Below are 23599 nucleotides of genomic sequence, written 5' to 3'. Positions count from 1 at the left end.
TTCACGAAGGCCGGTCCATGCTGCGCAATCTTCTCATCCTCGGCGTGCTCGCCGTAACATCGGCGTCGTTCCCGATGCTCTATCAGTCGAATCCGCAGATGTTCGATGGCCTGCTGAAATCGGCGGTCGGGGCCAGGCCGGAGGTCGAAACGCAAACGGACCTGAACCTGGCTGCGGTTCCCGACAGACCGGCGACGCCGCAGCCGCTCGGCCGCAAGGTCGTGGTCACCGCCGACGCGCGCGGGCATTTCACGTCGGCGTTCAAGCTCAACGGTCGAACGGTCGACGGCATGATCGACACCGGCGCAACGCTGGTCGCCATCAACAGTTCGACGGCACGCAGGATCGGAATTTCGCTGAACGCGTCGGACTTCAAACACCAGGTCAACACCGCCAACGGCGCCATCAAGGCTGCCCTGGTGACCGTCGATCGGCTGCAGATCGGCAAGATCACGGTCGACGGCGTTCAGGCGGTGGTGCTCGACGACAAGGCGCTGCGCACCAATTTGATCGGCCTGAGTTTTCTCCAGCGGCTTGAAAAGTACCAGGTCGAAAACGGCGCGCTGCTGCTCGTCCAGTGATCAACCGCGCGGCAGGATCCGCCGGATCACGGTTTTATCCGCAGGCGGCTTCGAAGCGCCGATCGCATAGGCCGAAAGCACGGCGGCCGCGGCCGCTTCGGCATCTCCGGCATTGCGTGCATGGACCAGCGCCAGCGCCTCGCCGGCGCGCACCTCCGCGCCGACCGGCAACAGCCGGGTGATGCCGACCGCATGGTCGATCCTGTCGTCCGGCCGTATGCGCCCGCCGCCAAGCCCGACGACGGCAAGTCCGATGTCGCGGGTGGCGATGCCGGTGACGAAGCCGTCTTCGGCGGCCTTGACCGCAAACTCCGTCGCCGCCTTCGGCAGGTATTTTTCCGGGTTCTCGACGAAGTCGGCCGGACCGCCGAGCGCCGCCACCATGCGCGCGAAGACGGCGGCGGCACCGCCGCCGGCTAGCGTCTCGGCGGCGCGCCGCATGCCGTCCTGGTTGGACGACACCAGCCCAGCCGACTGCAGCATGTCTGCGGCCAGTGCCAGCGTCACATCCTCCAGTCGCCGGTCGCGGAAGCGGCCGGTGAGGAAATCGACGGCATTGCGCACCTCGACCGCGTTGCCGGCTGCCGACGCCAGCGGCTCGTTCATGCCGGTGACCAGCGCCGAGGTCTTCAGGCCGGCGCCATTGGCGACTTCGACCAGGCTGTTCGCCAGTGTCGTTGCGTCGCGCGACTTTTCCATGAAGGCGCCGTTGCCGACCTTTACGTCGAGCACCAGCGACTGCAGGCCGGCGGCCAGCTTCTTCGAGAGGATCGAGGCGGTGATCAGCGGCACCGATTCGACGGTTCCCGTCACGTCGCGGATCGCATAGAGCCTGCGGTCGGCGGGCGCGAGATCGGCGGTTTGGCCGATGATGGCGCAGCCGGCTTCAAGCACTGCCTTGCGGAAGCCCGCCACATCCGGCTGGCTGATATAGCCGGGGATGGCATCCATCTTGTCCAGCGTGCCGCCGGTATGGCCGAGGCCGCGGCCGGAAATCATCGGCACATAAGCGCCGCAGGCGGCGACGATCGGCGCCACCAACAGCGAGACATTGTCGCCGACGCCGCCTGTCGAATGCTTGTCGGTGACCGGGCCCGGCAGGTCCGACCAATCGAGCACGTCGCCGGAATCGCGCATGGCCAGCGTCAGCGCCACCGCCTCGTCGCGGCTCATGCCGTTGAAGAACACCGCCATGGCGAACGCCCCGACCTGCCCGTCCAAGACAGTGCCGGCGGTCACGCCTTCGATGAAGCTGGCGATCTCCTGCGTCGACAGCTTGTGGCCGTCGCGCTTGCTGCGAATGATTTCCTGGGGAAGCATCAGGCCGGGACCTTGCGCTCCGGCAATCCGTCCTGGAACACACGCTGGAGGATCGTCGCCAGCCGCGCGCCGCCGACCGGCGCCATGTCCTTGGTCTCCTGGTGCGAAAGCTCCGCCCCGGTCATCCCTGCGGCAAGGTTGGTGATGACCGAGCAGGCGGCGACGCGCAGGCCGAGGAAACGGGCGAGAATGACCTCCGGCACGGTCGACATGCCGACGGCGTTAGCACCCATGACGCGCGCCATGCGGATCTCGGCGGGCGTCTCGAAGCACGGCCCGGAAAACCACATATAGACGCCCTTGTGCAGCGCGGTAGCCGTCGCCTTCGCCGCCGTCTCGATCGCCGAGCGAAGGCCGGCATCATAAGCCTCGGTCAAGCCGACGAAGCGGCGATCGCTCGGCTCGCCGATCAGCGGATTGGAGCCCGAGAAATTGATGTGGTCGGTGATCAGCATCACCGAGCCCGGCCCCATGTCCGGATCAACCGAGCCGGCAGCATTGGTGAGGATCAGTTTCGAGATGCCGAGGCCGGCGAGCACCTCCAGCGCCGGCCGCATCGCAGCCGCGTTGCCGTGCTCGTAGTAGTGAGCGCGGCCGGACAGCATCAGCACTGGCGTGCCGGCAAAACGTCCCGCCACCACCTCGCCGGCATGGCCTGTGACGCCGCTTCTGGGAAAGCCCGGCAATTCGGCATAGGAAATGCGGACAGCGTCCTCGACCTGGTCGACAAGCCCGCCAAGACCCGAACCCAGCACAAGCGCGGTGGCGGGCGCCAGCCCGTCCAGCCTTTCGACGAGACGATCAAGCGCTTCCTTCATTTCAACCAGCTCTTCATTTCAACCAGCTCTTCATTTCAACCAGCTCTTCATTTCAACATGTCGCCCTGAAAGCCGTAGGGCAGCATCTCGCCCATGGTCACGGTCTCGACCACGCCGGCATTGTCGCAGAGATAGAGTTTGGTTTCCGGCCGGCAGAATTCGGCCAGCCGCTGCCGGCAGCCGCCACAGGGCGAGCATTTCGCCATCCGCTCGGCGATCACCGCGATCTCCGTGATCCTGCCGCCGCCGCCCATGATGTAGTGGCCGAGCGCGGTGGTTTCGGCGCACCAGCCTTCCGGATAGGAAGCGACCTCGATGTTGGCCCCGGCAAAGACGCGGCCGTCCTCGGTGCGCAGTGCCGCCCCGACAGGAAACTTCGAATAGGGCGCATAGGCCTTGGCCATGGCGGCCTTGGCCGCTTCGAACAGATCATGCGACATTGTTTTTCCCTCGCATGATCCTGTCCGAAAACCGGCTTCCACTTTTCGGGATCATGCTCATATTTTTCCCTCGCATGATCTTGTACGAAACCGGGTTCCACTTTTCGCTGACGCGGACCTGCGGTTCGAAATCATGCTTAGCGTTCCTTGACATAGGGCACGCCGCCGGCGCGCGGCGGGATCGCCTTGCCGATGAAGCCGGCGAGCAGGATGACGGTGAGGATATAGGGCAGCGCCTGCATGAGCTGCACCGGCACCTTGCCGATCAGCGGCAGCGGCGTGCCCTGCAGGCGGATCGACAGCGCGTCGAGGAAGCCGAACAACAGGCAGGCGAACATGGCGTTGACCGGCTTCCACTTGGCGAAGATCAGCGCGGCCAGGGCGATATAGCCCTTGCCGGCGGTCATGTCCTTCACGAAGCCGCCATTCTGCACCATCGACAGATAGGCACCGGCAATACCAGTAAGCACGCCGGTGCAGATCAGCGCCCGGTAGCGCAGCCAGGCGACCGAGATGCCGGCGGTGTCGACCGCGGCCGGGTTCTCGCCGACCGCGCGCATACGCAAGCCGAAGCGGGTACGGAACAGCACCCACCGGGTGAACGGCACGGCGAGAAACGCGACATAGACCAGCACAGAATGGCCGGAGATGAGTTCCGAATATATCGGGCCGAGGATCGGCACGCTCCTGAGCGCGTCCGCACCGGGCCAGATGATCGCCCCGAACCGCTCGTCCGAGGCCAGAGCCGGCGTACGTCCACCTTGCTGGAACCAAGCCTGGCCGAGCATGATCGTCGATCCGGCGGCGATGAAGTTGATCGCCACGCCGGAGACGATCTGATTGCCGCGATGGGTGATCGAGGCGAAGCCGTGGACCAGCGCGAAAGCGACCGAGATGAGAATGGCCATGCCGAGGCCGAGATAGGCGGAATGGAAGACGGAGGCTGCGGCGGCGCCAGCGAAGGCGCCGACCAGCATCTTGCCCTCGAGCCCGATGTCGAAAATGCCGGCCCGCTCCGAATAGAGGCCGGCGAGGCAGGCGAGCAGCAACGGCACCGACAGGCGGATGGTCGAGTCCAGAACCTGGATGACGGCGTTGAACAAATCCATCTCAGGCACCTTTCCCCTTGATCGCTTCCATGCCGACAGATCTCGGGCTGAGCGAGGCGAACAGCGCCTGGACATAGGGCCGGAACATGTGCTCGAGCGCGCCGGCGAACAGGATGACCAGGCCCTGGATGATGACGATCATGTCGCGGCTGATCGCCGGCATCTCGAAGGCGAGCTCGGCGCCGCCCTGGTAGAGCATGCCGAACAATATTGCGGCGAGCACGATGCCGACCGGGTGGAGGCGCCCCATCAGCGCCACGGCGATGCCGACGAAACCGGCGCCCGAAACGAATTCGAGCGCGACATTGTGCTGATCGCCCATCGTCGGGTTGAGCGCCATCATGCCGGCCAGCGCGCCCGAAATCATCATGGCCACGATGATGATGCGGGTTTCCGAAATGCCGGCATAGCGCGCCGCTTTCGAGCTGTGGCCGTAGGTGCGCATCTCGTAGCCGAGCCTGGTGCGCCAGATCAGCACCCAGACCAGAAAGGCCATGGCCAGCGCCAGCAGGAAGCTGATGTTGAATGGCGCCGAACGGATCTTGGCGCCGAACAACTCGATGACCCAGTTGAGCTTCGGCAGTTGCGCGCCTTCTAGGAAGGTACGCGTCTGCGGCGCCATGGAGCCGGGCGGCTTCAAGAATCCGACCAGTGCGTAGACCATGACGCTGGCAGCGATGAAATTGAACATGATGGTGGTGATGACGATGTGCGAACCGCGCTTGGCCTGCAGATAGGCCGGGATCAGCGCCCACAGCGCCCCCATCGCCGCGGCGGCGATGATCGCCAGCGGGAAGGTGAGCCACCATGGCAGCACGCTGTCGAAGGCCAGGCAGACGATGCCGATGCCGAGACCGGCGATATAGCCCTGGCCCTCGCCACCGATGTTGAACAGACCGCAATGCGCCGCAACCGCCACCGACAGCCCGCTGAAGATGAAGGTGGTGGCGTAGAAAAGCGTGAACGCAATGCCTTGCCCACGGCCGAAGGCGCCCTCGACCAGAACGGCGGCAGCGCGGAACGGATTTTCGCCAACCAGTAGCACGACGAAGCCGGCGACGACGAAGGCAACGGCGAGATTGATCACCGGGATCAGCCCGTAATCCGCCCAGGCCGGCAGCTTGGCATAAGGCGTACTCATTCAGCCGCCTCCCGGTGCTCGACGCCGGCCATCAGCAGTCCAAGCTCGCCTTCGGTCGCCTCCGGGCCGCGCTCGCCGACGATGCGGCCGGCAAACATCACCAGGATGCGGTCGGAGAGCGAGCGGATCTCGTCGAGCTCGACCGATACCACCAGCACCGCCTTGCCCTGGTCGCGCATGGCAATGAGCCGCTTGTGGATGAATTCGATGGCGCCGACGTCGACGCCGCGCGTCGGCTGGCCGACGATCAGCACGCCCGGATCCTGTTCCATTTCCCGCGCCAGCACGATCTTCTGCTGGTTGCCGCCGGAGAAATTCGCGGTCTTGAGCCGGCAGTCCGCCGGGCGGATGTCGTATTTGGTGATCTTGTCCCTGGCCTCGTCGCGGATGGCGTCGATGTTGAGGAACGGCCCTTTCAGGTAGCGGGGATCGTCGTGATAGCCGAGGATCGAATTCTCGTTCTCCTCGAAGGCCAGCACCAGCCCGACATGATGACGGTCTTCCGGCACATGGGCGAGACCGCGGTCGCGCAGTTCGCCGGGATCGGCGGCCCCGGTTAGATCGATCGGCTTGCCGTCGAGCATGACGGAGCCCGAGACGGCGCGCCTGATGCCGGAAATCGCCTCGAGCGTTTCGGATTGCCCGTTGCCGGCGACGCCGGCGATGCCGACGATCTCGCCGGCGCGCACATCGAAGGAGATGTCGTCGACCATGGTGACGCCGCGGGAATCCTTCACCGTCAGGTTCTTGACCGCGAGCTTGACGCCGCCGGCTTCCGCCTCGCCCTTCTCGACCCTGAGCAGCACGCGCCGCCCGACCATCAGCTCGGCCAGCTCCTCGACGGTGGTCTTCCTGGTCTCCCTAGTCGCCACCATCGTGCCCTGGCGCATGACCGAAACCGTGTCGGTGATCGCCATGATCTCGCGCAGCTTGTGGGTGATCAGCACGATCGTTTTGCCCTGCTCCTTCAGCTGCTTGAGGATGCGGAACAGATGGTTGGCCTCAGCCGGGGTGAGCACGCCTGTCGGCTCATCGAGGATCAGGATCTCGGCGCCGCGATACAGCGCCTTGAGGATTTCGACACGCTGCTGCAGCCCGACCGGCAATTCCTCGATGATCGCATCGGGATCGACCTCCAGCCCGTATTCGCGCTCGAGCCGTTCCAGCTCCGACCGCGCCTTGGCGATGCTCTTCTTCAGCAGCGCATCGCTTTCAGCGCCGAGAATGACGTTTTCCAGCACCGTGAAATTGTCGACCAGCATGAAATGCTGATGCACCATGCCGATGCCGAGCGCGATGGCGTCGTTTGGCGACTTGATCGACGCCGGCTGGCCACCGACGCGGATCTCGCCGCTGTCGGCCTGGTAGAAACCGTAGAGGATCGACATCAGCGTCGACTTGCCGGCGCCGTTCTCGCCGACGATGCCGTGGATGGTGCCGCGCACGATCTCCAGGTTGATGTCGCGATTGGCGCGCACGGCGCCAAAACTCTTGTCAATGCCGATCAGCTCGATTGCGGCTTGCGCCATGCAGCCTGTCCCACTTTTTATTTTTTTATCGCTTGGTCAAAACGCCTAGCATGACACCCCGTCTGTGCCAATTGGCCGGAGCAGCGTTCACTCTCGACAAATCCCCGCGCGCTTGTCAATTTCGAACGTGCCGCAACCTTCACATTCGCTATTGCACCGGCCCGAAAACCGGATTCGATTTTCGGAAAGCACGATGCGAAGATCGTAAGTGTTAGAGGGTAGTTGGGGCGTCCGATTGGACGCATGTCGCTCTAATGTGGCGAATCTCGAAATTCGCATCTCTTGAGAGTCGCGCAGCAAGAAACCGAGGTTTTTCAGATGACCATGCCCGCCGACCGGCTGACGACGCTGGAAATCCGCGCCGCCGAGCAGGAGAAGACCATCGAGGAACTGTCCGACCAGATCGCCGAGCAGTGGAAGGTGATCGAGCGCATGCAGCGCAAGCTCGATGCGCTGACCGACCGATTCCTGGCGCTGGAGGAGCAGGCTGCATCCGACGTACCGGTGACCAAGCCGCCGCATTGGTGAGCCTACGGAGAAAGCAAAGCCGCCGGGTTTTCACCCGGCGGCTTCGATCAGATCGGCAATCTCGCGATCAATACGGGCAGGCATTGTCCGACATGTAGTCGTGCACCTTGATGGTACCGGCGATGATGTCGGCCTTGGCCTTTTCGACCGCCGCCTTCATCGCGTCGTCGACAAGCGCCTTGTTGTTGTCGTCCATGGCGTAGTCGACACCGCCCTCCTTGAGGCCGAGATCGTTGATGCCGCCGGTGAACTTGTCGTTCTTGGCGTCCATGAAGGTGTTGTAGACGGCAACGTCGACGCGCTTGACCATCGAGGTCAGCACCTTGCCGGGCTGCAGGCCGTTCTGGTTGGAATCGACGCCGATGCCGAGCTTGCCGCCGTCGGCCGCTGCCTGCAACACGCCGACACCGGTGCCGCCTGCCGCTGCGTAGATCACGTCGGCGCCCTGGTCGATCTGCGTCTTGGCGATCTCGCCGCCTTTGGCCGGATCGTTCCAGGCTGCCGGCGTGTCGCCGGTCATGTTCTGGATGACATCGGTCGCGCCGGCCGCCTTGGCTCCACCGACATAACCGCAGCCGAATCGGCGGATCAGCGGAATGTCCATGCCGCCGATGAAGCCGACCTTTTTGGTCTTCGAGGCCATCGCCGCCATCACCCCGACGAGGTAGGAGCCTTCCTGCTCCTTGTAGACGACGGAGCGGACATTGGGTTTGTCGACGACCATGTCGATGATGGCGAACTTGGTCTCGGGAAACTCGACGGCGATCTTCTCCAGCGCATCTGCCCAGGAGAAGCCCGCCATGGCGATCGGATTGCGGCCGTCCTCGGCGAAACGGCGCAGTGCCTGCTCGCGCTGGGTCGCGTTTGAGACCTCGAATTCCACATAGGCGATGCCGGTTTCGGCCTTGAACTTTTCGGCGCCATTATAGGACGCTTCGTTGAACGACTTGTCGAACTTGCCGCCGAGATCGTAGAGAAGTGCTGGCTGAATGTCCGCGGCGAAGGCCGGAAGAACCATCGCAGTTGCGGCCAGGAGGCCGAGAACGATACGTTTCATGTGATCCACACCCTGTCGGTTATTTTTTCCGTTATGCACCGCCTGCCTGCCCGGTTCTCCGGCAGGCATGCGACATCAGACAGGAGTGTCTTCCTCCCGCTTCGGGCCAATCTGGCACGGCCCGAAACAAAATTCACGCGGAATTTTGACCTCTTGGAAAAGCTGTGGCGCCGCATCCCGGCGCCACCGATCATCGTCTCGCCAAAGGCCTCAAGCGGAGACGGCAGCCGAGATGGCGCAGGCGACGCCGGTGCCCTGCAGATTGCAATAACCGTAGGGATTCTTCGCCAGATATTGCTGGTGGTCTTCCTCGGCGAAATAGAATTCCGGTGCCGGCGCGATCTCGGTGGTGATCTTGCCGCGGCCGGCGCCGTGCAACGAGGCCTCGTAGGCGTCGCGCGAGGCGATCGCCGCCTGGTATTGCGCATCACCGAACGTATAGATCGCCGAGCGGTAGGTGGTGCCGACATCGTTGCCCTGGCGCATGCCTTGCGTCGGGTCGTGGCTTTCCCAGAACAGCTTCAGAAGCTGTGCATAGGAGACGATCTTCGGGTCGAAGACGACGAGCACGACTTCGGCATGGCCGGTAAGGCCGGTGCAAGTTTCCTGGTAAGTCGGGTTGGGGGTGACGCCGCCGGCATAGCCGACGGCCGTGACCCAGACACCCTCGGCCTGCCAGAACAGGCGTTCGGCGCCCCAGAAGCAGCCCAGCCCGAACATCGCCGTCTCCAGCCCCTCGGGATACGGCCCCTTGAGCGGCCGCTTCGAGACGAAGTGCTTGGATGCCGTTGGGATAGGCTTGGCCCGGCCCGGCAGCGCCTCGGCAGGCTTCGGCAGATTGAGTTTCTTGTTCAGCATGTCGCTGAGAAACATGTGCGGTCTCCCTTTCTCTTTGTTTGGGGCTTTCTCTTTGTTTTGGGGACGCCAGAAGGTCATCAACAACAAATCATCAAGTCTAGGCGAACCGCCCGGTCGGCCGCTCCCGCCTGTAGCCGATCAAGTAGAGAATGAAGGCAACCACCGCAAACACGGCGAAACCTGGCTGGTTGAGCACCCAGGCGATGGCGCCGTCCCACAGCAGCGGGCCAAGCTTGTCGCGGACGAAGCCTTCGAAGGCGCTTCGCGTATCCGGCGAGACGGCGAGCCAGCTCGTGTTGAGCGGGGTCATGACCAGCGCGGAGGCCGCCACCGACCGCGTCGCGTCGACCACCGCCATGATGACGGAAACCGAAAGCGCAACCAGCGCCGCGAGACGGAAGACGGAGCGGAACATCCAGACCTTACCTCCCCGGAAGCTTATCAGATGTCTGTATCGGCCTGATAAATAGGGTCTGCGCGCTTTATCCGCAATCGCGACACGCGAAGTTGAACCTACGCCGCCAGTTTGCGCCACTGAGGCGCCAGTCGGCAAAGACGCGGCCGCCGATCGCGGCGATCGGCTACCAGGGCAGCGCTGGTGGCATGGACAGAGCATCCCTATCCGGCAAAGCGAATAGAGTGCCGTTATGTCTTGGCATTCGGCACCGGATCGACTAGATGAGCCCCGCACCTGTTGCTTTGACGGTTCAGGTGCGGGGAAAAGGGTGTCCGCTGGTTGATGGCCCCCACGGTGCGGAGTTCCGGACCGCAATCCCCAAGGGAGACGCATCTCCCCAACCCGCGCGGCGAAACCGGCCGACGCGAAATGCCAAGACGGAGAGGTGGCCGAGTGGTTGAAGGCGCACGCCTGGAAAGTGTGTTTACGGGAGACCGTAACGCGGGTTCGAATCCCGCTCTCTCCGCCAGCCAATTTCACAATGGGGTACCCGAATGCCGTCTCGCCAGTTTTGAAACAGAACGTCTGGCCGCAGCAAATCTTCCGGCTACTTGACTGCCTCTCAGGCGGAGCGCTCTTAATAGCGGAACGCTGGGGGATTTCTCATGTCAAGGAAGTTGCCTATCAGTGACGCAACTTGGAAACAGCTTACTGAATGCAACCGTGTGGCCGTTAAGCAAGGCTGGGCATCGCCCGGAGTGTTTGCGACCGGCGTCGGCCCTGAATATGATCCGACAAGCAATTTGGCATTGCTTTACGTCGGAAAGAGCGCGGGACCACTAGGCACGCTCGTAGGTTCAAACACCAACCAGACTGCGAGCGGGGCCGCGTCTACCAAGTGGATGGTCGAAAAGAGAAATAAGTCGGCCTTCTGGCAAATGGTCGATCTCATCGATCCGTCTCGCCGCCGCATCGCTTGGACGAACATTTGCAAAATGGATGAGGTCGGCGGTTCAAGGCCGCCGCCAGCGCATCGTTGGCCACCTATTGCGGAGCCTCACCTACAGGCATTGAAAGAGGAGGTTGCATTCCTCGCCCCCCACGTCATCCTCTTCGCAACTTCAGGGTATTGCGGGGCAACGATTGCTTCATTGCTGGAAGACCTTGGTTATAAGAGTCGGACACTTGGATTTCGCGACGGCCACACCAAGCTAACTGCCACGTCCGAGGGAGCGCTCGCCATCGAGACGCGTCATCCTCAGGGCTGGCCCACGTCTGAGCGGAACCGCGTGGTCCATTTGGCAAGAGAACTCCTCCTTAGACCAGTTTGAGCAAGCGATGATGATCCATATTGGACCGGGATGCGTCGCCAAGGAATTGCGGTGACAGTGCACTTTTTGCCATGTTTGCTCGGCTGTCGCCGCGTGTTGAACGCATGGCTCGATTTGCATTGCCGCGCCGATGTCGGCATCGGGGCGGCCAGTGGGCATTGAAGCACTTCTGGGCCGGATTGCCGAGCAAACCGGAAAAGCCGTTAAATCGGGAAAACGCGGCAGGCGGGGAAAAAAGGCGCACTGTCACCGTAATTCAAGAAACTGCCCCATAGCCGGGGGTGCCAATGGCTTTCCAGAGATACCAGGGTACAGTGCTCGAAACTGGCGGGGTGGTGTGATGTCGACCATACTTGTGACTGGGGCAACGGGTGGGATCGGGCAAGCAATTTGCGAACGGCTTGCGGCCGGTGGCGCTCGTCTGATTGTAGCGGCCCGCAATCAGGTGCGGCTTGAGTCGCTGGCTTCGACCCTGCCTGCACCAACCGACGGTTCGCATGAAGCTATACCGGTTGATATGGCATCCGATGTCGCGTTGGGCGAGTTTGATCGACACCTCGCCACGTCGGGCCTCAAGCTCGATGGGGTCGTTCTTATGCCGCCCCAACCGCATTCATCCGCTGACCCTATGCCCGAGCCAGAGGTCTGGCGAACGCTGTTTCAGACAAGCTTCGTTGGGCCGTTGTCCCTGTTGAAGTCGGCTATCTCTCGGATGGAACCGGCCCCTGAAGCAGGCCGTCGCTGCAAGGTCGTAATCATTTCCGGCATTTCTTCGGCTCAGGTTCTTAGCCACTACGCTACCGCCAACGTCATCCGCACCGCTTGGCTTGGAGAAGCGAAGACGCTTGCCTTTGCTCTGGGCGAAAGGGGTATTCATGTGAACACTCTTTCACTCGGTGGCACGCTGTCGCCCTGGTATCGGGATGCAATTGGCAGGCGAGCGCAGGACGCAGGCGTGACGTTTGAAGAAAGGATTGCGGTCGAGACCGACAATATTCCACTCAAAAAGTATGGGACGCCGTCTGAAGTAGCCGTCGTCGTCGAGGGGTTGTTGTCGCCCCTTACTGATCACATGACAGGTTTGAACATTCTACACGATGGCGGATTCACTCGGGCGTATTGAGGACGCCCTGAGCGCGATTGCGGGGCTAACCTTCCATCTGGTCCGTGGTTGCCTGATAGGCGGTTTATTTGTCGTGCAACGTCCTCTTTCAGCCTAAGCTGCTCCACGCGTGGGGTACCAAATGTCAGACTTTCACCACTAGCCCTCGTCACCGAAACCCAGCAGCGATGCGTTGCGTATGTGGCTGTGGTCGCCGCGAAGATGCTTGATGCGCAGCTTCACCCCGGGCCTGACCCATTGTGTCCCTGGCCGTTTCTTCATGGCCTCTGGCGGCGGCCCGGCGTGCTCCCGAACCCGCTTCAACAGCCGCTCCTTCATGTCGCGGCCCAGGCTGATGAGGGCGGAACCGACATATTTCCCGGTGCCGGGCTGTGCCAAAAGGGCGAAGGCTGCCTCGCCGGGCTCGCGCTCGACGCCCAGCAGTTCGAATTCATCGACCGTGAAGCTCTTGGTCTTCAGCCAGTTCGAGGTCGGGCCGCTGCGATATTTGCTGTCGGCGCGCTTCGAGACAATTCCCTCAAGCTCGACCTGCTCGACGAGATAGAAGAGCGACTGCGCGTCACCAGGCATGGCCTCGCTGAACTGGATCCGGCTGTGCGGCTTGATGAAACTGCAGAGAATCTCGCGGCGCGCCTTGCAGCCGATGTCGCGCAGATCATGGCCGTTCAGGTGCAGAATGTCGAATGCGCAGAGGTACATGCCATAGGGATTGTTGTGGACGGCGTTCTGGAGCGCGTTGAAGTCGGGCATACCGGCCTTATCGGTGACGACCGCCTCGCCGTCGATGATGGCGTTCTTGACCTCAAGCTCCGTCGCGGCTTCCACGATGCCCAGATATTTACGCGTCCAGTCCTTACCGGTTTCGGTATAGACGCGGATATCCTCGGGGCTGTTGATAATGATCTGGGCGCGGTAGCCATCCAGCTTAATTTCGTGAATCCAGTCGTCGCCTTCAGGCGGCTTGGCCACCAGCTTGGGCTCCATTGGGGGGATGAACTCTAGCCGGCCGGTGCCGGCCCCTGCCCGCCTACGCATGGAACCTAGTCTAGGTCACCGGCGTATATTAGCCAGAGTTAACATAACGAAATTCAAAAAGGACGTGCGATATGGCAGACGACAAAACCAAACGCGACTTCCGTGACCGTAGCAAGATATCGGCGGACGATGATTACGAGGTGAACTTTTTCGCTCTGCAGAACAACATCAGGCCGGAGCAGGTGCGCGAGCTGATCCGCAAGCACGGCAACGATCGGGCAACCCTGACCGACGCCGCGAAGGCATTGCCGGCACAATGATGACCAAGCTCTCAGCGGCGCGAGCCTTTTGGTGGCTCAGCACATCCCGATGCCGTCTAGCGTGGAACCGCAGGTATTCCTGAGACTGAGCGCGCCGTTTCGGCGGAGAAAACCACGAAGGCAACGATAAGCACGCTGACAGCGACGATCATTGATCCCGTGGCGACGATCGGCTCAAGGGCCGGATTTCCATGCAGCATCCCAAGCCGTTGCTGGCGGCCCGGCAGCCTATGGGGGTGACCGGCCAGCCACCGGGCCTGACCGGCTTGCGCCGGCTGACGAAAACATGCACTCACGCTAATGTAATTGCAACATCGACATGGTCGCCATACTGGCGAAAGACGCTAGCCATGACGCCGTAGGTGATCGACAAGGGCGCGCAGCTTCGGCGCGACGTTGCGACGGCTCGGATAATAGAGGTAGAAGCCGGCAAAGCGCGGGCAATAGTCCTCGAGAACTGGCACCAGTTCGCCCCGATCGATCCACGGGCGAAAGCTCTCCTCCATGCCGAAGGTGATGCCGGCGCCGGCGATGGCCAGCTTTATCATCAACGCCATGTCGTTGGTCGTGATCTCCGGAGCAACGGCGACGCTGAACTCCTTGCCGTTCTCGGCGAATTCCCAACGATAGGGCGCGACCTTAGGTGCGCGGCGCCAGCCAATGCAGCGATGGCCGGCGAGTTCCCTCGGATGCGAAGGGGCCCCGAACCGACCGCGATAGGCCGGCGCGCAGACAGCCAGCTGCCGCTCGTCACCGCCGACAGGCAGCGCGATCATGTCCTGCTCGATCACCTCGCCGAGCCTGACGCCGGCATCGTATCCCTCGGCGACGATATCGAATTCCTCGTCCGTCACCGTGATGTCGATCTGAACCTCCGGATGGGCTTCGGCAAAGGTCGCCAGGAATGGCCCTGAAAGAAATCGCTCGGCGATCGACGAGACGGCGAGCCGCAACTGCCCGCGCGGACGCCCGCGCAGGTCCCCGGTGGTCTCCATCGCGGCGCGCATGTCGGCAATGGCGGGCGCTATCTCGGCGTAGAGGCGTTCGCCAGCCTCGGTCAGGCTGACGCTTCGCGTCGTGCGCTGGACAAGAGCGATACCGAGCGTCTCTTCCAGGCGCTTCATCGTCTGGCTCACCGCCGAGCGGGTGACGCCCATGCGGTCCGCAGCCGCGCGAAAGCTCCGCTCTTCGGCGACGAGGGCGAACACCGCAAGTGCATTGAGATCCGGCTGCATTGGTTAGCTGTTCTTTCCATGCTGCGAACAAATGAGCATCTTATCGCAACAGTGGAACAGATCCATCTTGGTGGCAACCGCCTGCATGGCGGTTCGCAACATCAACCAGACGGAGACGAAACATGTCCCTCAACAAAGTTGTGCTCATCACCGGGGCTTCGAGCGGCATTGGCGCCGCCATCGGCCGGGAGCTCGGTGCTGCCGGAGCAAAGGTCATGCTCGGTGCGCGCCGCACCGATCGGCTGGACACACTGGCAGAAGAGATCAGGGCAAACGGCGGGGAGGCAATGACACGCCGCCTGGACGTGACCGACCGCGCCGATGTCGCCGCCTTTGCCGAAGCGGCGCGCCGGGCCTGGGGACGCGTCGACGCGATCGTCAATAATGCAGGCGTCATGCCGTTGTCGCTGATGGCGTCGATGAAGGTCGAGGAATGGGACTGGATGGTCGACGTCAACATCAAAGGCGTGCTCTACGGCATCGCCGCGGTGCTGCCGGAGATGACGGCCCGAGGCTCCGGCCATGTCGTCAACATCGCCTCCATCGGCGCGCTGTCGGTGTCGCCGACAGCCGCTGTCTATTGCGCAACCAAATACGCGGTGCGCGCGATCTCCGATGGCTTGAGGCAAGAGCACGACAACATCCGCGTCACGTGCATCCATCCCGGCGTGGTCGAGAGCGAGCTCGCCGACACGATCACCGATCCGGTCGCGGTGGAAGCGATGAAGACCTATCGCGCCATTGCGCTGCAGCCCGACGCGATTGGCCGTGCCGTTCGCTTTGCCCTCGAACAGCCCGACGATGTCGACGTGAACGAGATCGTCATCCGGCCGACAGCCAGCAAGTAGGGAGGCAACAATGGATTTTCGTTTTCACAGATCGTACGTCGCGATTGCCGTCGCGTTGCTGCTCGGCGCGGTTCCCTCAAACGGCCAAATCGCAGACGATGGAAGAGCGACTGCAACGCGGCGATGCCGTCGTCAGGAGCCTGAACAATGGCGCTCCGCAGCCTGCGCTGGAACGGATGAGACAGGAGTTTCCGTTCCTGGCCGGAGCAACCCAGGGCTATACGCTCGGCGACGTCTGGTCCCGTCCGGGGCTCGACAACCGCACACGCCAACTCGCCGCCGTCGCGGTATTCGCAGCCAGGACTGCCTTCATGACGATTCATGCCGGTTATGCGCTGAATATCGGCGTGTCCGAGGAAGAGCTGAAGGAAGTCATCTGCATGGTGACGGTTGCGGCCGGATTTCCCCGCGCGATCGCAGCATCGCAAGCGCTCTCCGAGCTGTTCACGGAGCGTCGCGCCGCTCCCGGCAAACAACCCTGAGGAGCTGTCCATGAAACAGATTTCGATACTTGCCGCTGCCGTGCTTGTTGCCGGCGCGGCCGTCTTACCCCTGCAGAAAGGTCTCGCCCAGATGAATGCCGAGCAAAATACAGTTATCCAACCTTCGGGAAGCCATCCCTATGTCGGGATGTGGGTCACGGCCGATGGCCATATCCGCCACGACTTGCTTGCAAACGGTCGCTATGACGAAGCGCGCGGAAACCGTGAGAGCGCGTACCAGGGGCGCTATGAGATCCGAGGAAATCACATCGACTATTGGGACGACACCGGCTTTACCGCTGACGGAACGTTCATTGACGGCGTGCTGCATCACGCCGGTATGATCTTGTATCGGGAGAAGTAGGTGACGCTCGTTCCCCTGCCGACGCTTCGTTCCCGCCTCGCGACCGACAACGCACGGCTCGGGGCCGATGCGGGTTGCTAATCCTTCATCGCAGTGGACTTCCACCACCTACTCCTTGCCGGTCTCCCGGCGCACCTGTCACCGCACTGCTCGCGCCTGGAGTGCAGATAACGCCTGCCCCCTTCCCGCCGCGCTTCGCACGCGCGCTACTGCAATTCACGTACAGCGACTCCTCGGCGGCGCAGACGTCGGCAAGAGTCACGCGCGCAAAAAAGGAACCAGGATCACCGCCACAACCGAACGGTGCATTTTGCTTCCATGTGTTGCGCCGCAGTTACAGTTCAACCACAAGCTTTCGTGGTAGTCCCGTTCTGGTCACTTCCTTTCAACACAGGCATCGGTCAATGAAGAAAATCGTGTTTGCCACTACGTTCCTTGTCAGCGGTGCGGCCTTGGCACTGCTTGCGATTCCGGCCTTCGCGGCCGACGCAGTTGTTTACGAGCCCGCGCCGGCTACGGCTGTTGCCTACGACTGGAGCGGTTTTTATATCGGTGTTCAGGGCGGCTATCTCTGGGGGCAGGCAGATCACAGCTACTCCAACGGTGCGCCAAGTGACGATTCCGATCCCGATGGCTTCATTGGTGGCGTCCATGTCGGGTACAATTGGCAATCCGGTTCTTTTGTCTACGGCGTCGAGGGCGATTTCGAAGGCGGTAGCGTGGATGGCAGCTTCGAAAACCCAACCGGAGCGACATCTGTTGGAACCAGCGAATTGAACTGGCAGGGCTCGATCCGCGCAAGGCTCGGCTACGCATACGACAAGGCGCTTCTCTACGTTACCGGCGGCTGGGCGATTGGCGATTTCGACTTCGGTGGCGGCCCCTTCCCGCTTCCTGTCAGCGGGGACTATTCGGATACGCTCAACGGCTGGACAATCGGTGCCGGCGGCGAGTGGGCCTTCAACGAACATTGGACCGCGCGACTGGCGTATCGGTATACAGACTTCGGAGAAGCCTCAGGCAACTTGGCTCCGGGATTCCCGGATGTCGATATGCCGGTTGACCTAACCACCCACGCGGTGAGGGTCGGCGTCAGCTACAAGTTCTGATCCTTTGGGGACGCAAGGAAAACCCCGGCCTAGCGGCCGGGGTTTTCGTTTGGGCTCGAATAGCTATCACCGCCTCAACATCCGCACCGCCACAACTTGCTTCCAAACGGTCGCTATGACGAAACGCGCGGAAACCGTGCGAGCACATATCAGGGGCGCTATGAGATCCGAGGAAATCACATCGACTACTGGGACGACACCGGCTTTACCGCTGACGGAACGTTCATTGACGGCGTGCTGCATCACGCAGGTATGATCTTGTATCGCAAGAAGTAGTGACGTTCGTCGAATCTCGACAAAAACGTTACCGCTGCACCATATGTCATTTGGTGCGAAGCCAAAAAATAGGGGCTCACCTTGCCTACCGAACCACGCTCTCCACGGCTTGCAGTGCTGATCGACGCAGACAATGCCTCGGCCAAGATTGCCGACGGGTTGTTCGAGGAAATCGCAAAGATCGGCGAGGCAAGCGTTCGTCGCATCTATGGCGACTTCTCCAGCACCCGTTCGAAGGCATGGGCCGATGTGCTGTCGAAGCATGCGATCATCCCGCAGCAGCAATTCGCCTACACCACCGGCAAGAACGCATCCGACATCACGCTCGTCATCGACGCGATGGACCTTCTCCACAGCGGGCGGTTCGAAGGCTTCTGCCTGGTGTCGTCCGACAGCGATTTCACCCGCCTTGCCGCTCGCATCAGGGAACACGGGATCGACGTGTATGGGTTTGGCGAGCAGAAGACACCGGAGAGTTTCCGGCAGGCATGCCGCCGGTTCGTGTACACCGAGAACCTGCTTGCGACCGCACCAGCCAACGCTCAGGATGCGGCACCGACGAAATCTTTGCAGCCGCCCAGCGCGGCGACGCCGATCATCACCAAGGTCATTTCACAGATGGGAACCGAGGACGGCTGGGTGCCGCTCGGCATTGTAGGCAATCAGCTCGCCAATCTGGCATCGGACTTCGATCCGAGAACCTTCGGCTTTCGCAAGCTGAGCGATCTCGTGCGGAAGACCAATGCCTTTGAGATCGATCATCCCGAGGGCGGAGCGATGCGTATAAGGGTCAAGCCAGCTGCGAGGAGCCAAGAGAAATCGAAGTCGGCAGCGTCGCGCTGAGCCCTGCAAAAAGGCAACTGTCCCCGGTCCGATTGGCCTCTGGTCGGACCACTATTTCGCTGGCGGAAACCGCCATTCGGCGTATCATTCTTGTGGGAGGGGGTTCACGGCGGAGGAGGCCAATGAACATCGTTTCGAGCGTGCCTGTCGTTGACTTGACGGCCCAGGAACTTGTTTCATCTGCACTTTCAAAATTTCGCGCCGGCGACACCATATCGACCAGAGCCGCAATAGACGCCATCCGCCGGGCCGCCCCGGCTTTTGAGGACAGCGACGACCATCTGGTCGAGCTTGTCGTGATGACCGCAATTGGTAGGACCATGGGGGTCGTGTTCGACCATCGGTCCCGCTAAATATATGTCGCCCTGCGCCCAATTAGCTTGCGCACTGTCGGAACTAGAGCGGCGACGTAAGCCACTCAGTAACCATGAATTGTGATCGGGATGGATCACGCCATTCGTCATCGGAACGAATAGTCCCGCTGCGCCGTTCATGTCCTTGGAGTCAAGGAGTGGCGGTAATGCGTGATGAACAATTCGACGTTCCGGTGACGATCGAGAGCGAACGGATCGGCCGCCCCCTCTCTGTGACGAGGACGGTCCAGGCGGCCTCGCTTCTGGTCGACAAATGGCCAGACGAAAAGCGCGGGCCGAAATATCGCGCGGCCTTGAAAGCCATGATGGACGCGATGGAGCAGCGGCGGGCGGTTGGCAGTGCGCGGCGGGCATTCACGGCCGCCGCCAAGGAAGCCCATGTGTTTGTTCGCGAAGGCCGCCATTGAAGCGCCTCACGTCTGAAGAGATCGATGCGACGCTCTTTAAGTTCTTGTTTTATGCATGTCGTTGTCCCAAGCCGCTGCGCACTTTGGGCGACATGCATTAAGGAACTTCACGAAATCTCCGTCGTTATGCTCTAGGTCGAAACGAGGAGAACTGCCATGCCCGACGACAAGACCAAGACCGACAACCGCGATCGCTCACAAGTTGCCGGCGACGAAGACTATGAGGTGAGGCATCTCGCCGAGGAAGCCGGCATTACTCCCGAACAGGCACGCACCTTGATCAAGCGCCACGGCACCGATCGCAAGGTGCTGCACGAAATCGCCGAGAGCATAAAGGCGTCGTGATGTCTGACAAGCGGACCACAATGGCGGATCGGAAGAAACGCGAACCGGACGACAAGGAGGCCCTGCGCCTGGCCGAGACCACCGACGTTTCGCCCAACCAGGCGAAGGATCTGATGCGCAAGCACGGCAAGGACCGCGCCAAGGTCGAGAAGGAAGCGAAGAACTTCAAGGCAGAAGGCTGAGCCGCCGGTTTGGCGGAGTGTCTGCCCTCGCCGTATCCCCCGCATCACCGTCGCACGCGCCCGGCCATCCGTACGCTTCGCTTATCTGGCGTCGCGGGCCGGCAATCCTGAGCGGTTTATCAATTTTCTAACAAATTCGGCCTATTCCCGTTCTAACCATGGGAGCTGGGCTTTTGGCGCAAACAGAGAAAATCGCTGCGCGACGCGCCGTCGCACTGTCGGTTGTCGTGCCGTGCTACAATGAAATCGGCGGGGTCGCCGAACTTTACCGGCGCGTCACAGCCGTTTGCCGTGAACAAGCGGGGCATTCCTACGAGATCGTGCTGGTCATCGACGGAGCCACCGACGGCACCCGCGAGGCCATTTTCGAACTCGCCAAACAGGACAGCCACGTCGTCGGCATAGACCTCGCCCGAAATTACGGCCACCAGATTGCGCTCAGCGCCGGCCTGGAGTTTTGCCGCGGCCAGCGCATTCTCATTCTCGATGCCGACCTCCAGGACCCGCCGGAATTGCTCAAAGCCATGATGGCAAAGATGGATGAGGGATTCGACGTCGTCTATGGCCAGAGGCTGAAGCGCCAGGGCGAAGGCTGGTTCAAGCGCGCAACCGCCGCATTGTTCTACCGTCTGCTGCGCAAGATGGTCGACGTCGACATGGCACTCGATTCCGGGGATTTTCGCCTGATGAGCCGCCGCGCGCTTGATCATCTCAATGCGATGCCCGAGCGTTACCGCTTCATTCGCGGCATGGTGAGCTGGATCGGCCTGAAACAGGTGGCTTTTGCCTATGAGCGGCACCAGCGCTTCGCAGGCACAACGCATTACCCGTTGAAGAAGATGGTGCTTCTGGCAATGGATGCGATGACGAGCTTCTCCATCGTACCCCTGCGGTTCGCCTCGCATCTCGGCTTGATCTTCGGCTTTCTCGGGCTTGCTGCGCTCGGCTACACGCTCTTCTCATGGTTTGCCGGCAGCGTGTTGCCCGGCTGGACCAGCCTGGCGGCAATCGTCCTGATCCTCGGCAGCGTCCAGCTTCTGGTCCTGGGGATTTTCGGGGAATATCTCGGGCGCATGTATATGGAGACCAAGCGGCGGCCGCTCTACCTCATAAACGAGATCGCTGCCCATGATCCTGCCGCCGGGAAGCTGCCCGTCCATCGCCTTCAGGAAATGGCCCATGAACTGACGAAGGGAGCCGCGCGTGCTTCAGGCCGAGTTTGACCAGTTCGCGCTGGAGTATCAGCAGCAGCATGCCGCAAGTATCCGGCTGAGCGGCGAAACCCCGGATTTCTTCGCGCAGTACAAGATCGACGATGTCGCGGCAAGGCTCGCCCGCTCAGGCGTGAAGCCGCGGCGGATACTCGACTTCGGCGCGGGTGTCGGCAATTCGCTTGGACCTATGCGCGCCGCATTTCCCGACAGCGAAATCACCTTGCTCGACCCCTCGTCGCAGTCGCTCGACATCGCCCGCCAGCGCTTTCCCGGCCAGGCCGATTTCAGGCACTTCGACGGCGAAACGATCCCTTACGACGACGCAAGTTTCGACCTCGCCTTTGCCGCCTGCGTGTTCCATCACATCCCCGAAAATCTCCATGTCGGCCTGATCAAGGAGATCGAGAGAGTGCTGACCGGTGGTGGCAGCTTCTTTTTGTTCGAGCACAATCCCTGGAATCCGCTGACGACGCACGTGGTGCGAAACTGTGCTTTCGACGAGAACGCAATCCTGATCAACAGCCGCGACGTGCGCAAGCGAATGGCTGCGGCCGGCTTCTCCAAATCCGACGTCGTTTACCGGATCTTTTTCCCACGCATGCTCGCAAGATTGCGACCCTTGGAGCGCTTCCTGACCTGGATGCCTATGGGAGCCCAATATTTCGTGCATGCGGTCAAGCCTGCCGTTTGAGCGGACGCCCTGCCCTCGGATGAGCGACAAGCTGAAACCGCCAATCGATCTGCCGCAGAGCGGCCTGGAGCTATGATATGAACGGGATTCAGGCGACCGTAGCGACCGTTGCGACCGCGTCGTCGGTCAACGACGCGCAGCGGGCCAGGGCGATGTTCTGCCTGCTCGTCGCACCTCTCGTGGCATTCGCGCTTTCCGCCCACGCCCAAGCCATCCTGCAGGACCCCGACTGTTGGTGGCAGGTCAAGGTGGGGCTCGATCTGCTGGCAAATCGTACGTTCCCGGTTGTCGACAGCTATTCTCATACCTTCGCCGGACACCCGTGGATCGCCAAGGAATGGCTTGGACAGGTTCTCCTTGCGCTCGCCTACACGGCAAGTGGCTGGAACGGCGTGGCGGTACTGATCATCTCAACCATCGCCCTGACGGGCGCGCTGCTGTCATGGTATCTCAGCACCTGGTTGAGACCGACGGCGGCAGTGGGACTGGCCTTGTTCGCGGCGGCCTTGATCTCCCCGATCTACACCGCGCGTCCGCACATCTTCACCTTGCCCATCATCGTGATCTGGACCGCAATGCTTTTTCGCGCAACGCGCGATGAGCAGGGACCGCCTCTGTGGCTGCTTGCCTTGCTGGTCCTATGGGCCAATCTCCACGCGACCTTTACCATCGGCTTCGTCATCGCGGCTTTCGCCGGCCTCGATGTTCTAGTGCGAACCCGCCTGTCCAACCCCGTACTCCTTGGCAAATGGGTTGCCTTCGGACTGCTCTGCCCGGTGGTCAGCTTGATCAATCCCTATGGCATCAAGGCCATCCTTGCCACTTTCACCGTAGCCTATGGCAATGAAGCGGTTCCCTTGATTATCGAATGGAAACCGTTCGACGCCTCGGATCAACGGTTCCAGGAAGTGGGGATCCTACTGTTCGTTTTCGCGCTGCTTGTGTCGAAACTTCGCATCGGCTGGGCGAAGGCGCTGTTCATCGTCTTTGCCTTGCATATCTATCTCACCCATCTGCGCTTCATGTACCTGTTCTTTCTGCTGGTCCCGATCGTGCTTGCGGCCGAGATTGCGGAGCAATATCCCGCACTTTCCCTGGCGAAATGGATGTCCGACAGGCGCGACGGGCTGGAACGGTTTTTCGCAGAGCGATTTTACCGGATCTGCGGCGTGGCAGGCGTTTTGCTGCTGGCGGCAACCGCAATGCTGACGAGCGCCTATCCGGTCGCGCCGAGCCAGAAGACTTCGGCCAAGGATGCGCTCGCATTCGTCGAAAGCCATCATCTGTCAGGCAATGTCCTGAATTCCTACAACTTCGGCGGCAGCTTGATTTTCCATGGAATCAAGACATTCATCGACGGCCGGACAGATCAGCTCTTTCTCAACGGCTTTATGAAGACAGATGCCGAGACAGGACGCAGCGGCGGAAAGCCTGTCCTCGAAGCGCAGCTCGAGAAGCATGCGATAGACTGGGCCTTGCTGACGCCGGACGACAGCCGCATTCCATTCTTCGGCGAACTGGGCTGGAAGCGGGCGTATGCGGACGACTACGCCGTGATCTACACGCGCGAACCTTGATTTTCGGCAGCTTCGCGCCGATTGTCTTAAACGCCGTGCGCTGAGATCGTGACCGCAAAATCCCTATAGGATTTTTATTTCTTTCCTCTTTGCCCCGGCTCGAACCTTTATGGGGTTTTGATCCA

The 23599-nt window shown here is 61.5% G+C and carries 28 protein-coding genes, 1 tRNA gene and 1 pseudogene; 19 read left to right on the top strand and 11 right to left on the bottom strand.

The annotated features are described in order from the left end of the window. Positions 1–17: 17 nt before the first annotated feature. Positions 18–581, top strand: a complete 564-nt coding sequence (locus tag IHQ72_RS09835) for a TIGR02281 family clan AA aspartic protease (protein WP_095492158.1) — start codon at positions 18–20, stop codon at positions 579–581. Here IHQ72_RS09835 and deoA read toward each other — a convergent pair whose 3' ends face one another. The 6 genes from deoA to IHQ72_RS09805 all read right to left on the bottom strand — a co-directional run bounded on the left by deoA (position 582) and on the right by IHQ72_RS09805 (position 6938). Continuing rightward, positions 582–1901, bottom strand: coding sequence for a thymidine phosphorylase (deoA, locus tag IHQ72_RS09830; protein ID WP_258122258.1), 1320 nt, complete (start codon positions 1899–1901; stop codon positions 582–584). Continuing rightward, positions 1901–2719: a purine-nucleoside phosphorylase gene (locus tag IHQ72_RS09825; RefSeq protein ID WP_258122257.1), complete on the bottom strand. Its 819-nt coding sequence runs from the start codon at positions 2717–2719 to the stop codon at positions 1901–1903. Before IHQ72_RS09825 ends, deoA begins: the two co-directional genes overlap by 1 nt. Before the next feature lie 47 nt (positions 2720–2766). Next, positions 2767–3159 (bottom strand): cytidine deaminase, encoded by a 393-nt coding sequence (gene cdd, locus IHQ72_RS09820; protein ID WP_258122256.1) that lies wholly within the window; start codon positions 3157–3159, stop codon positions 2767–2769. 137 nt (positions 3160–3296) lie between these two features. Further along, positions 3297–4268, bottom strand: a complete 972-nt coding sequence (locus tag IHQ72_RS09815; RefSeq protein WP_258122255.1) for an ABC transporter permease — start codon at positions 4266–4268, stop codon at positions 3297–3299. Position 4269: 1 nt separating this feature from the next. After that, entirely contained in the window at positions 4270–5409 is a 1140-nt protein-coding gene (locus IHQ72_RS09810; protein ID WP_258122254.1) for an ABC transporter permease, read from the bottom strand. Further along, on the bottom strand, positions 5406–6938 hold the full coding sequence (locus tag IHQ72_RS09805; RefSeq protein WP_258122253.1) for an ABC transporter ATP-binding protein: 1533 nt from the start codon (positions 6936–6938) through the stop codon (positions 5406–5408). Before IHQ72_RS09805 ends, IHQ72_RS09810 begins: the two co-directional genes overlap by 4 nt. A gap of 318 nt (positions 6939–7256) precedes the next feature. Here IHQ72_RS09805 and IHQ72_RS09800 point away from each other — a divergent pair, with 318 nt between their 5' ends. Continuing rightward, positions 7257–7466 carry a SlyX family protein gene (locus tag IHQ72_RS09800; protein WP_258122252.1) on the top strand — a complete coding sequence of 70 codons (210 nt, stop codon included), beginning with the start codon at positions 7257–7259 and terminating at the stop codon, positions 7464–7466. 67 nt (positions 7467–7533) lie between these two features. Here IHQ72_RS09800 and IHQ72_RS09795 read toward each other — a convergent pair whose 3' ends face one another. From IHQ72_RS09795 to IHQ72_RS09785, 3 genes are all read right to left on the bottom strand, one after another. After that, a complete protein-coding gene (locus tag IHQ72_RS09795; RefSeq protein WP_128169914.1) occupies positions 7534–8523 on the bottom strand; it encodes a BMP family lipoprotein in 990 nt (329 codons plus the stop codon). 210 nt (positions 8524–8733) lie between these two features. Beyond that, positions 8734–9396, bottom strand: a complete 663-nt coding sequence (gene msrA, locus IHQ72_RS09790) for a peptide-methionine (S)-S-oxide reductase MsrA (RefSeq protein WP_258122251.1) — start codon at positions 9394–9396, stop codon at positions 8734–8736. An 82-nt stretch (positions 9397–9478) separates the two neighbouring features. After that, on the bottom strand, positions 9479–9796 hold the full coding sequence (locus IHQ72_RS09785) for a hypothetical protein (RefSeq protein WP_258122250.1): 318 nt from the start codon (positions 9794–9796) through the stop codon (positions 9479–9481). A gap of 421 nt (positions 9797–10217) precedes the next feature. On the opposite strand from IHQ72_RS09785, the gene IHQ72_RS09780 reads away from it, so the two are divergent. The 3 genes from IHQ72_RS09780 (at position 10218) to IHQ72_RS09770 (ending at position 12232) form a co-directional block, all read left to right on the top strand. Further along, positions 10218–10307 (top strand) — tRNA-Ser (locus IHQ72_RS09780). A gap of 136 nt (positions 10308–10443) precedes the next feature. Continuing rightward, on the top strand, positions 10444–11109 hold the full coding sequence (locus IHQ72_RS09775) for a hypothetical protein (RefSeq protein ID WP_258122249.1): 666 nt from the start codon (positions 10444–10446) through the stop codon (positions 11107–11109). A gap of 340 nt (positions 11110–11449) precedes the next feature. Then, positions 11450–12232, top strand: coding sequence for an SDR family oxidoreductase (locus IHQ72_RS09770; RefSeq protein WP_258122248.1), 783 nt, complete (start codon positions 11450–11452; stop codon positions 12230–12232). Between the two features lie 138 nt (positions 12233–12370). On the opposite strand, the gene IHQ72_RS09765 is transcribed toward IHQ72_RS09770, so the two are convergent. After that, complete coding sequence (locus tag IHQ72_RS09765) at positions 12371–13201, bottom strand: ATP-dependent DNA ligase (RefSeq protein WP_258122247.1); 831 nt, start codon at positions 13199–13201, stop codon at positions 12371–12373. A 137-nt stretch (positions 13202–13338) separates the two neighbouring features. Here IHQ72_RS09765 and IHQ72_RS09760 point away from each other — a divergent pair, with 137 nt between their 5' ends. Then, the gene (locus IHQ72_RS09760; protein WP_258122246.1) at positions 13339–13527 is read left to right on the top strand and encodes a DUF3606 domain-containing protein; all 189 of its coding nucleotides are present in this window, start codon (positions 13339–13341) and stop codon (positions 13525–13527) included. 344 nt (positions 13528–13871) lie between these two features. On the opposite strand, the gene IHQ72_RS09755 is transcribed toward IHQ72_RS09760, so the two are convergent. Then, a complete protein-coding gene (locus IHQ72_RS09755; protein WP_258122245.1) occupies positions 13872–14762 on the bottom strand; it encodes a LysR family transcriptional regulator in 891 nt (296 codons plus the stop codon). A 122-nt stretch (positions 14763–14884) separates the two neighbouring features. On the opposite strand from IHQ72_RS09755, the gene IHQ72_RS09750 reads away from it, so the two are divergent. From IHQ72_RS09750 to IHQ72_RS09690, 13 genes and pseudogenes are all read left to right on the top strand, one after another. After that, positions 14885–15610, top strand: a complete 726-nt coding sequence (locus IHQ72_RS09750) for an SDR family oxidoreductase (protein ID WP_258122244.1) — start codon at positions 14885–14887, stop codon at positions 15608–15610. A gap of 98 nt (positions 15611–15708) precedes the next feature. Beyond that, positions 15709–16092: a carboxymuconolactone decarboxylase family protein gene (locus IHQ72_RS09745; protein ID WP_258122242.1), complete on the top strand. Its 384-nt coding sequence runs from the start codon at positions 15709–15711 to the stop codon at positions 16090–16092. 91 nt (positions 16093–16183) lie between these two features. Continuing rightward, a complete protein-coding gene (locus tag IHQ72_RS09740; protein WP_258123789.1) occupies positions 16184–16456 on the top strand; it encodes an Atu4866 domain-containing protein in 273 nt (90 codons plus the stop codon). A 404-nt stretch (positions 16457–16860) separates the two neighbouring features. Next, entirely contained in the window at positions 16861–17565 is a 705-nt protein-coding gene (locus tag IHQ72_RS09735; RefSeq protein WP_258122241.1) for an outer membrane protein, read from the top strand. Positions 17566–17652: 87 nt separating this feature from the next. Next, positions 17653–17841, top strand: a pseudogene (locus IHQ72_RS09730) (Atu4866 domain-containing protein); the annotation flags it as partial. 81 nt (positions 17842–17922) lie between these two features. Beyond that, on the top strand, positions 17923–18684 hold the full coding sequence (locus tag IHQ72_RS09725; protein WP_258122239.1) for an NYN domain-containing protein: 762 nt from the start codon (positions 17923–17925) through the stop codon (positions 18682–18684). Between the two features lie 122 nt (positions 18685–18806). Then, a complete protein-coding gene (locus tag IHQ72_RS09720; RefSeq protein WP_258122238.1) occupies positions 18807–19037 on the top strand; it encodes a hypothetical protein in 231 nt (76 codons plus the stop codon). A 167-nt stretch (positions 19038–19204) separates the two neighbouring features. Beyond that, the gene (locus IHQ72_RS09715; protein WP_164759750.1) at positions 19205–19465 is read left to right on the top strand and encodes a DUF982 domain-containing protein; all 261 of its coding nucleotides are present in this window, start codon (positions 19205–19207) and stop codon (positions 19463–19465) included. A gap of 156 nt (positions 19466–19621) precedes the next feature. After that, complete coding sequence (locus IHQ72_RS09710) at positions 19622–19810, top strand: DUF3606 domain-containing protein (protein WP_202365981.1); 189 nt, start codon at positions 19622–19624, stop codon at positions 19808–19810. Continuing rightward, positions 19810–19992: a hypothetical protein gene (locus tag IHQ72_RS09705; RefSeq protein ID WP_165848837.1), complete on the top strand. Its 183-nt coding sequence runs from the start codon at positions 19810–19812 to the stop codon at positions 19990–19992. Before IHQ72_RS09710 ends, IHQ72_RS09705 begins: the two co-directional genes overlap by 1 nt. A gap of 173 nt (positions 19993–20165) precedes the next feature. After that, on the top strand, positions 20166–21215 hold the full coding sequence (locus tag IHQ72_RS09700) for a glycosyltransferase family 2 protein (protein WP_246804504.1): 1050 nt from the start codon (positions 20166–20168) through the stop codon (positions 21213–21215). Continuing rightward, complete coding sequence (locus IHQ72_RS09695; RefSeq protein ID WP_258122235.1) at positions 21196–21897, top strand: class I SAM-dependent methyltransferase; 702 nt, start codon at positions 21196–21198, stop codon at positions 21895–21897. The genes IHQ72_RS09700 and IHQ72_RS09695 overlap by 20 nt, the downstream gene beginning before the upstream one ends. Before the next feature lie 77 nt (positions 21898–21974). After that, positions 21975–23474 (top strand): hypothetical protein, encoded by a 1500-nt coding sequence (locus tag IHQ72_RS09690; RefSeq protein ID WP_258122234.1) that lies wholly within the window; start codon positions 21975–21977, stop codon positions 23472–23474. The last annotated feature ends 125 nt before the right edge of the window (positions 23475–23599 follow it).

Origin of the sequence: Mesorhizobium onobrychidis (assembly GCF_024707545.1) — a bacterium.
Classification (GTDB): domain Bacteria; phylum Pseudomonadota; class Alphaproteobacteria; order Rhizobiales; family Rhizobiaceae; genus Mesorhizobium; species Mesorhizobium onobrychidis.
This window is presented reverse-complemented; position numbering and strand designations above follow the sequence as displayed.

Coding starts and splice junctions, on each gene's coding strand:
- IHQ72_RS09750 (WP_258122244.1), top strand. CDS start 14,885: ATGTCCCTCAACAAAGTTGTGCTCATCACCGGGGCTTCGAGCGGCATT.
- IHQ72_RS09755 (WP_258122245.1), bottom strand. CDS start 14,762: ATGCAGCCGGATCTCAATGCACTTGCGGTGTTCGCCCTCGTCGCCGAA.
- IHQ72_RS09810 (WP_258122254.1), bottom strand. CDS start 5,409: ATGAGTACGCCTTATGCCAAGCTGCCGGCCTGGGCGGATTACGGGCTG.
- deoA (WP_258122258.1), bottom strand. CDS start 1,901: ATGCTTCCCCAGGAAATCATTCGCAGCAAGCGCGACGGCCACAAGCTG.
- IHQ72_RS09760 (WP_258122246.1), top strand. CDS start 13,339: ATGGCAGACGACAAAACCAAACGCGACTTCCGTGACCGTAGCAAGATA.
- IHQ72_RS09745 (WP_258122242.1), top strand. CDS start 15,709: ATGGAAGAGCGACTGCAACGCGGCGATGCCGTCGTCAGGAGCCTGAAC.
- cdd (WP_258122256.1), bottom strand. CDS start 3,159: ATGTCGCATGATCTGTTCGAAGCGGCCAAGGCCGCCATGGCCAAGGCC.
- IHQ72_RS09800 (WP_258122252.1), top strand. CDS start 7,257: ATGACCATGCCCGCCGACCGGCTGACGACGCTGGAAATCCGCGCCGCC.
- IHQ72_RS09705 (WP_165848837.1), top strand. CDS start 19,810: ATGTCTGACAAGCGGACCACAATGGCGGATCGGAAGAAACGCGAACCG.
- IHQ72_RS09740 (WP_258123789.1), top strand. CDS start 16,184: ATGAATGCCGAGCAAAATACAGTTATCCAACCTTCGGGAAGCCATCCC.
- IHQ72_RS09825 (WP_258122257.1), bottom strand. CDS start 2,719: ATGAAGGAAGCGCTTGATCGTCTCGTCGAAAGGCTGGACGGGCTGGCG.
- IHQ72_RS09720 (WP_258122238.1), top strand. CDS start 18,807: ATGAACATCGTTTCGAGCGTGCCTGTCGTTGACTTGACGGCCCAGGAA.
- IHQ72_RS09770 (WP_258122248.1), top strand. CDS start 11,450: ATGTCGACCATACTTGTGACTGGGGCAACGGGTGGGATCGGGCAAGCA.
- IHQ72_RS09805 (WP_258122253.1), bottom strand. CDS start 6,938: ATGGCGCAAGCCGCAATCGAGCTGATCGGCATTGACAAGAGTTTTGGC.
- IHQ72_RS09785 (WP_258122250.1), bottom strand. CDS start 9,796: ATGTTCCGCTCCGTCTTCCGTCTCGCGGCGCTGGTTGCGCTTTCGGTT.
- msrA (WP_258122251.1), bottom strand. CDS start 9,396: ATGTTTCTCAGCGACATGCTGAACAAGAAACTCAATCTGCCGAAGCCT.
- IHQ72_RS09690 (WP_258122234.1), top strand. CDS start 21,975: ATGAACGGGATTCAGGCGACCGTAGCGACCGTTGCGACCGCGTCGTCG.
- IHQ72_RS09710 (WP_202365981.1), top strand. CDS start 19,622: ATGCCCGACGACAAGACCAAGACCGACAACCGCGATCGCTCACAAGTT.
- IHQ72_RS09815 (WP_258122255.1), bottom strand. CDS start 4,268: ATGGATTTGTTCAACGCCGTCATCCAGGTTCTGGACTCGACCATCCGC.
- IHQ72_RS09795 (WP_128169914.1), bottom strand. CDS start 8,523: ATGAAACGTATCGTTCTCGGCCTCCTGGCCGCAACTGCGATGGTTCTT.
- IHQ72_RS09735 (WP_258122241.1), top strand. CDS start 16,861: ATGAAGAAAATCGTGTTTGCCACTACGTTCCTTGTCAGCGGTGCGGCC.
- IHQ72_RS09835 (WP_095492158.1), top strand. CDS start 18: ATGCTGCGCAATCTTCTCATCCTCGGCGTGCTCGCCGTAACATCGGCG.
- IHQ72_RS09775 (WP_258122249.1), top strand. CDS start 10,444: ATGTCAAGGAAGTTGCCTATCAGTGACGCAACTTGGAAACAGCTTACT.
- IHQ72_RS09715 (WP_164759750.1), top strand. CDS start 19,205: ATGCGTGATGAACAATTCGACGTTCCGGTGACGATCGAGAGCGAACGG.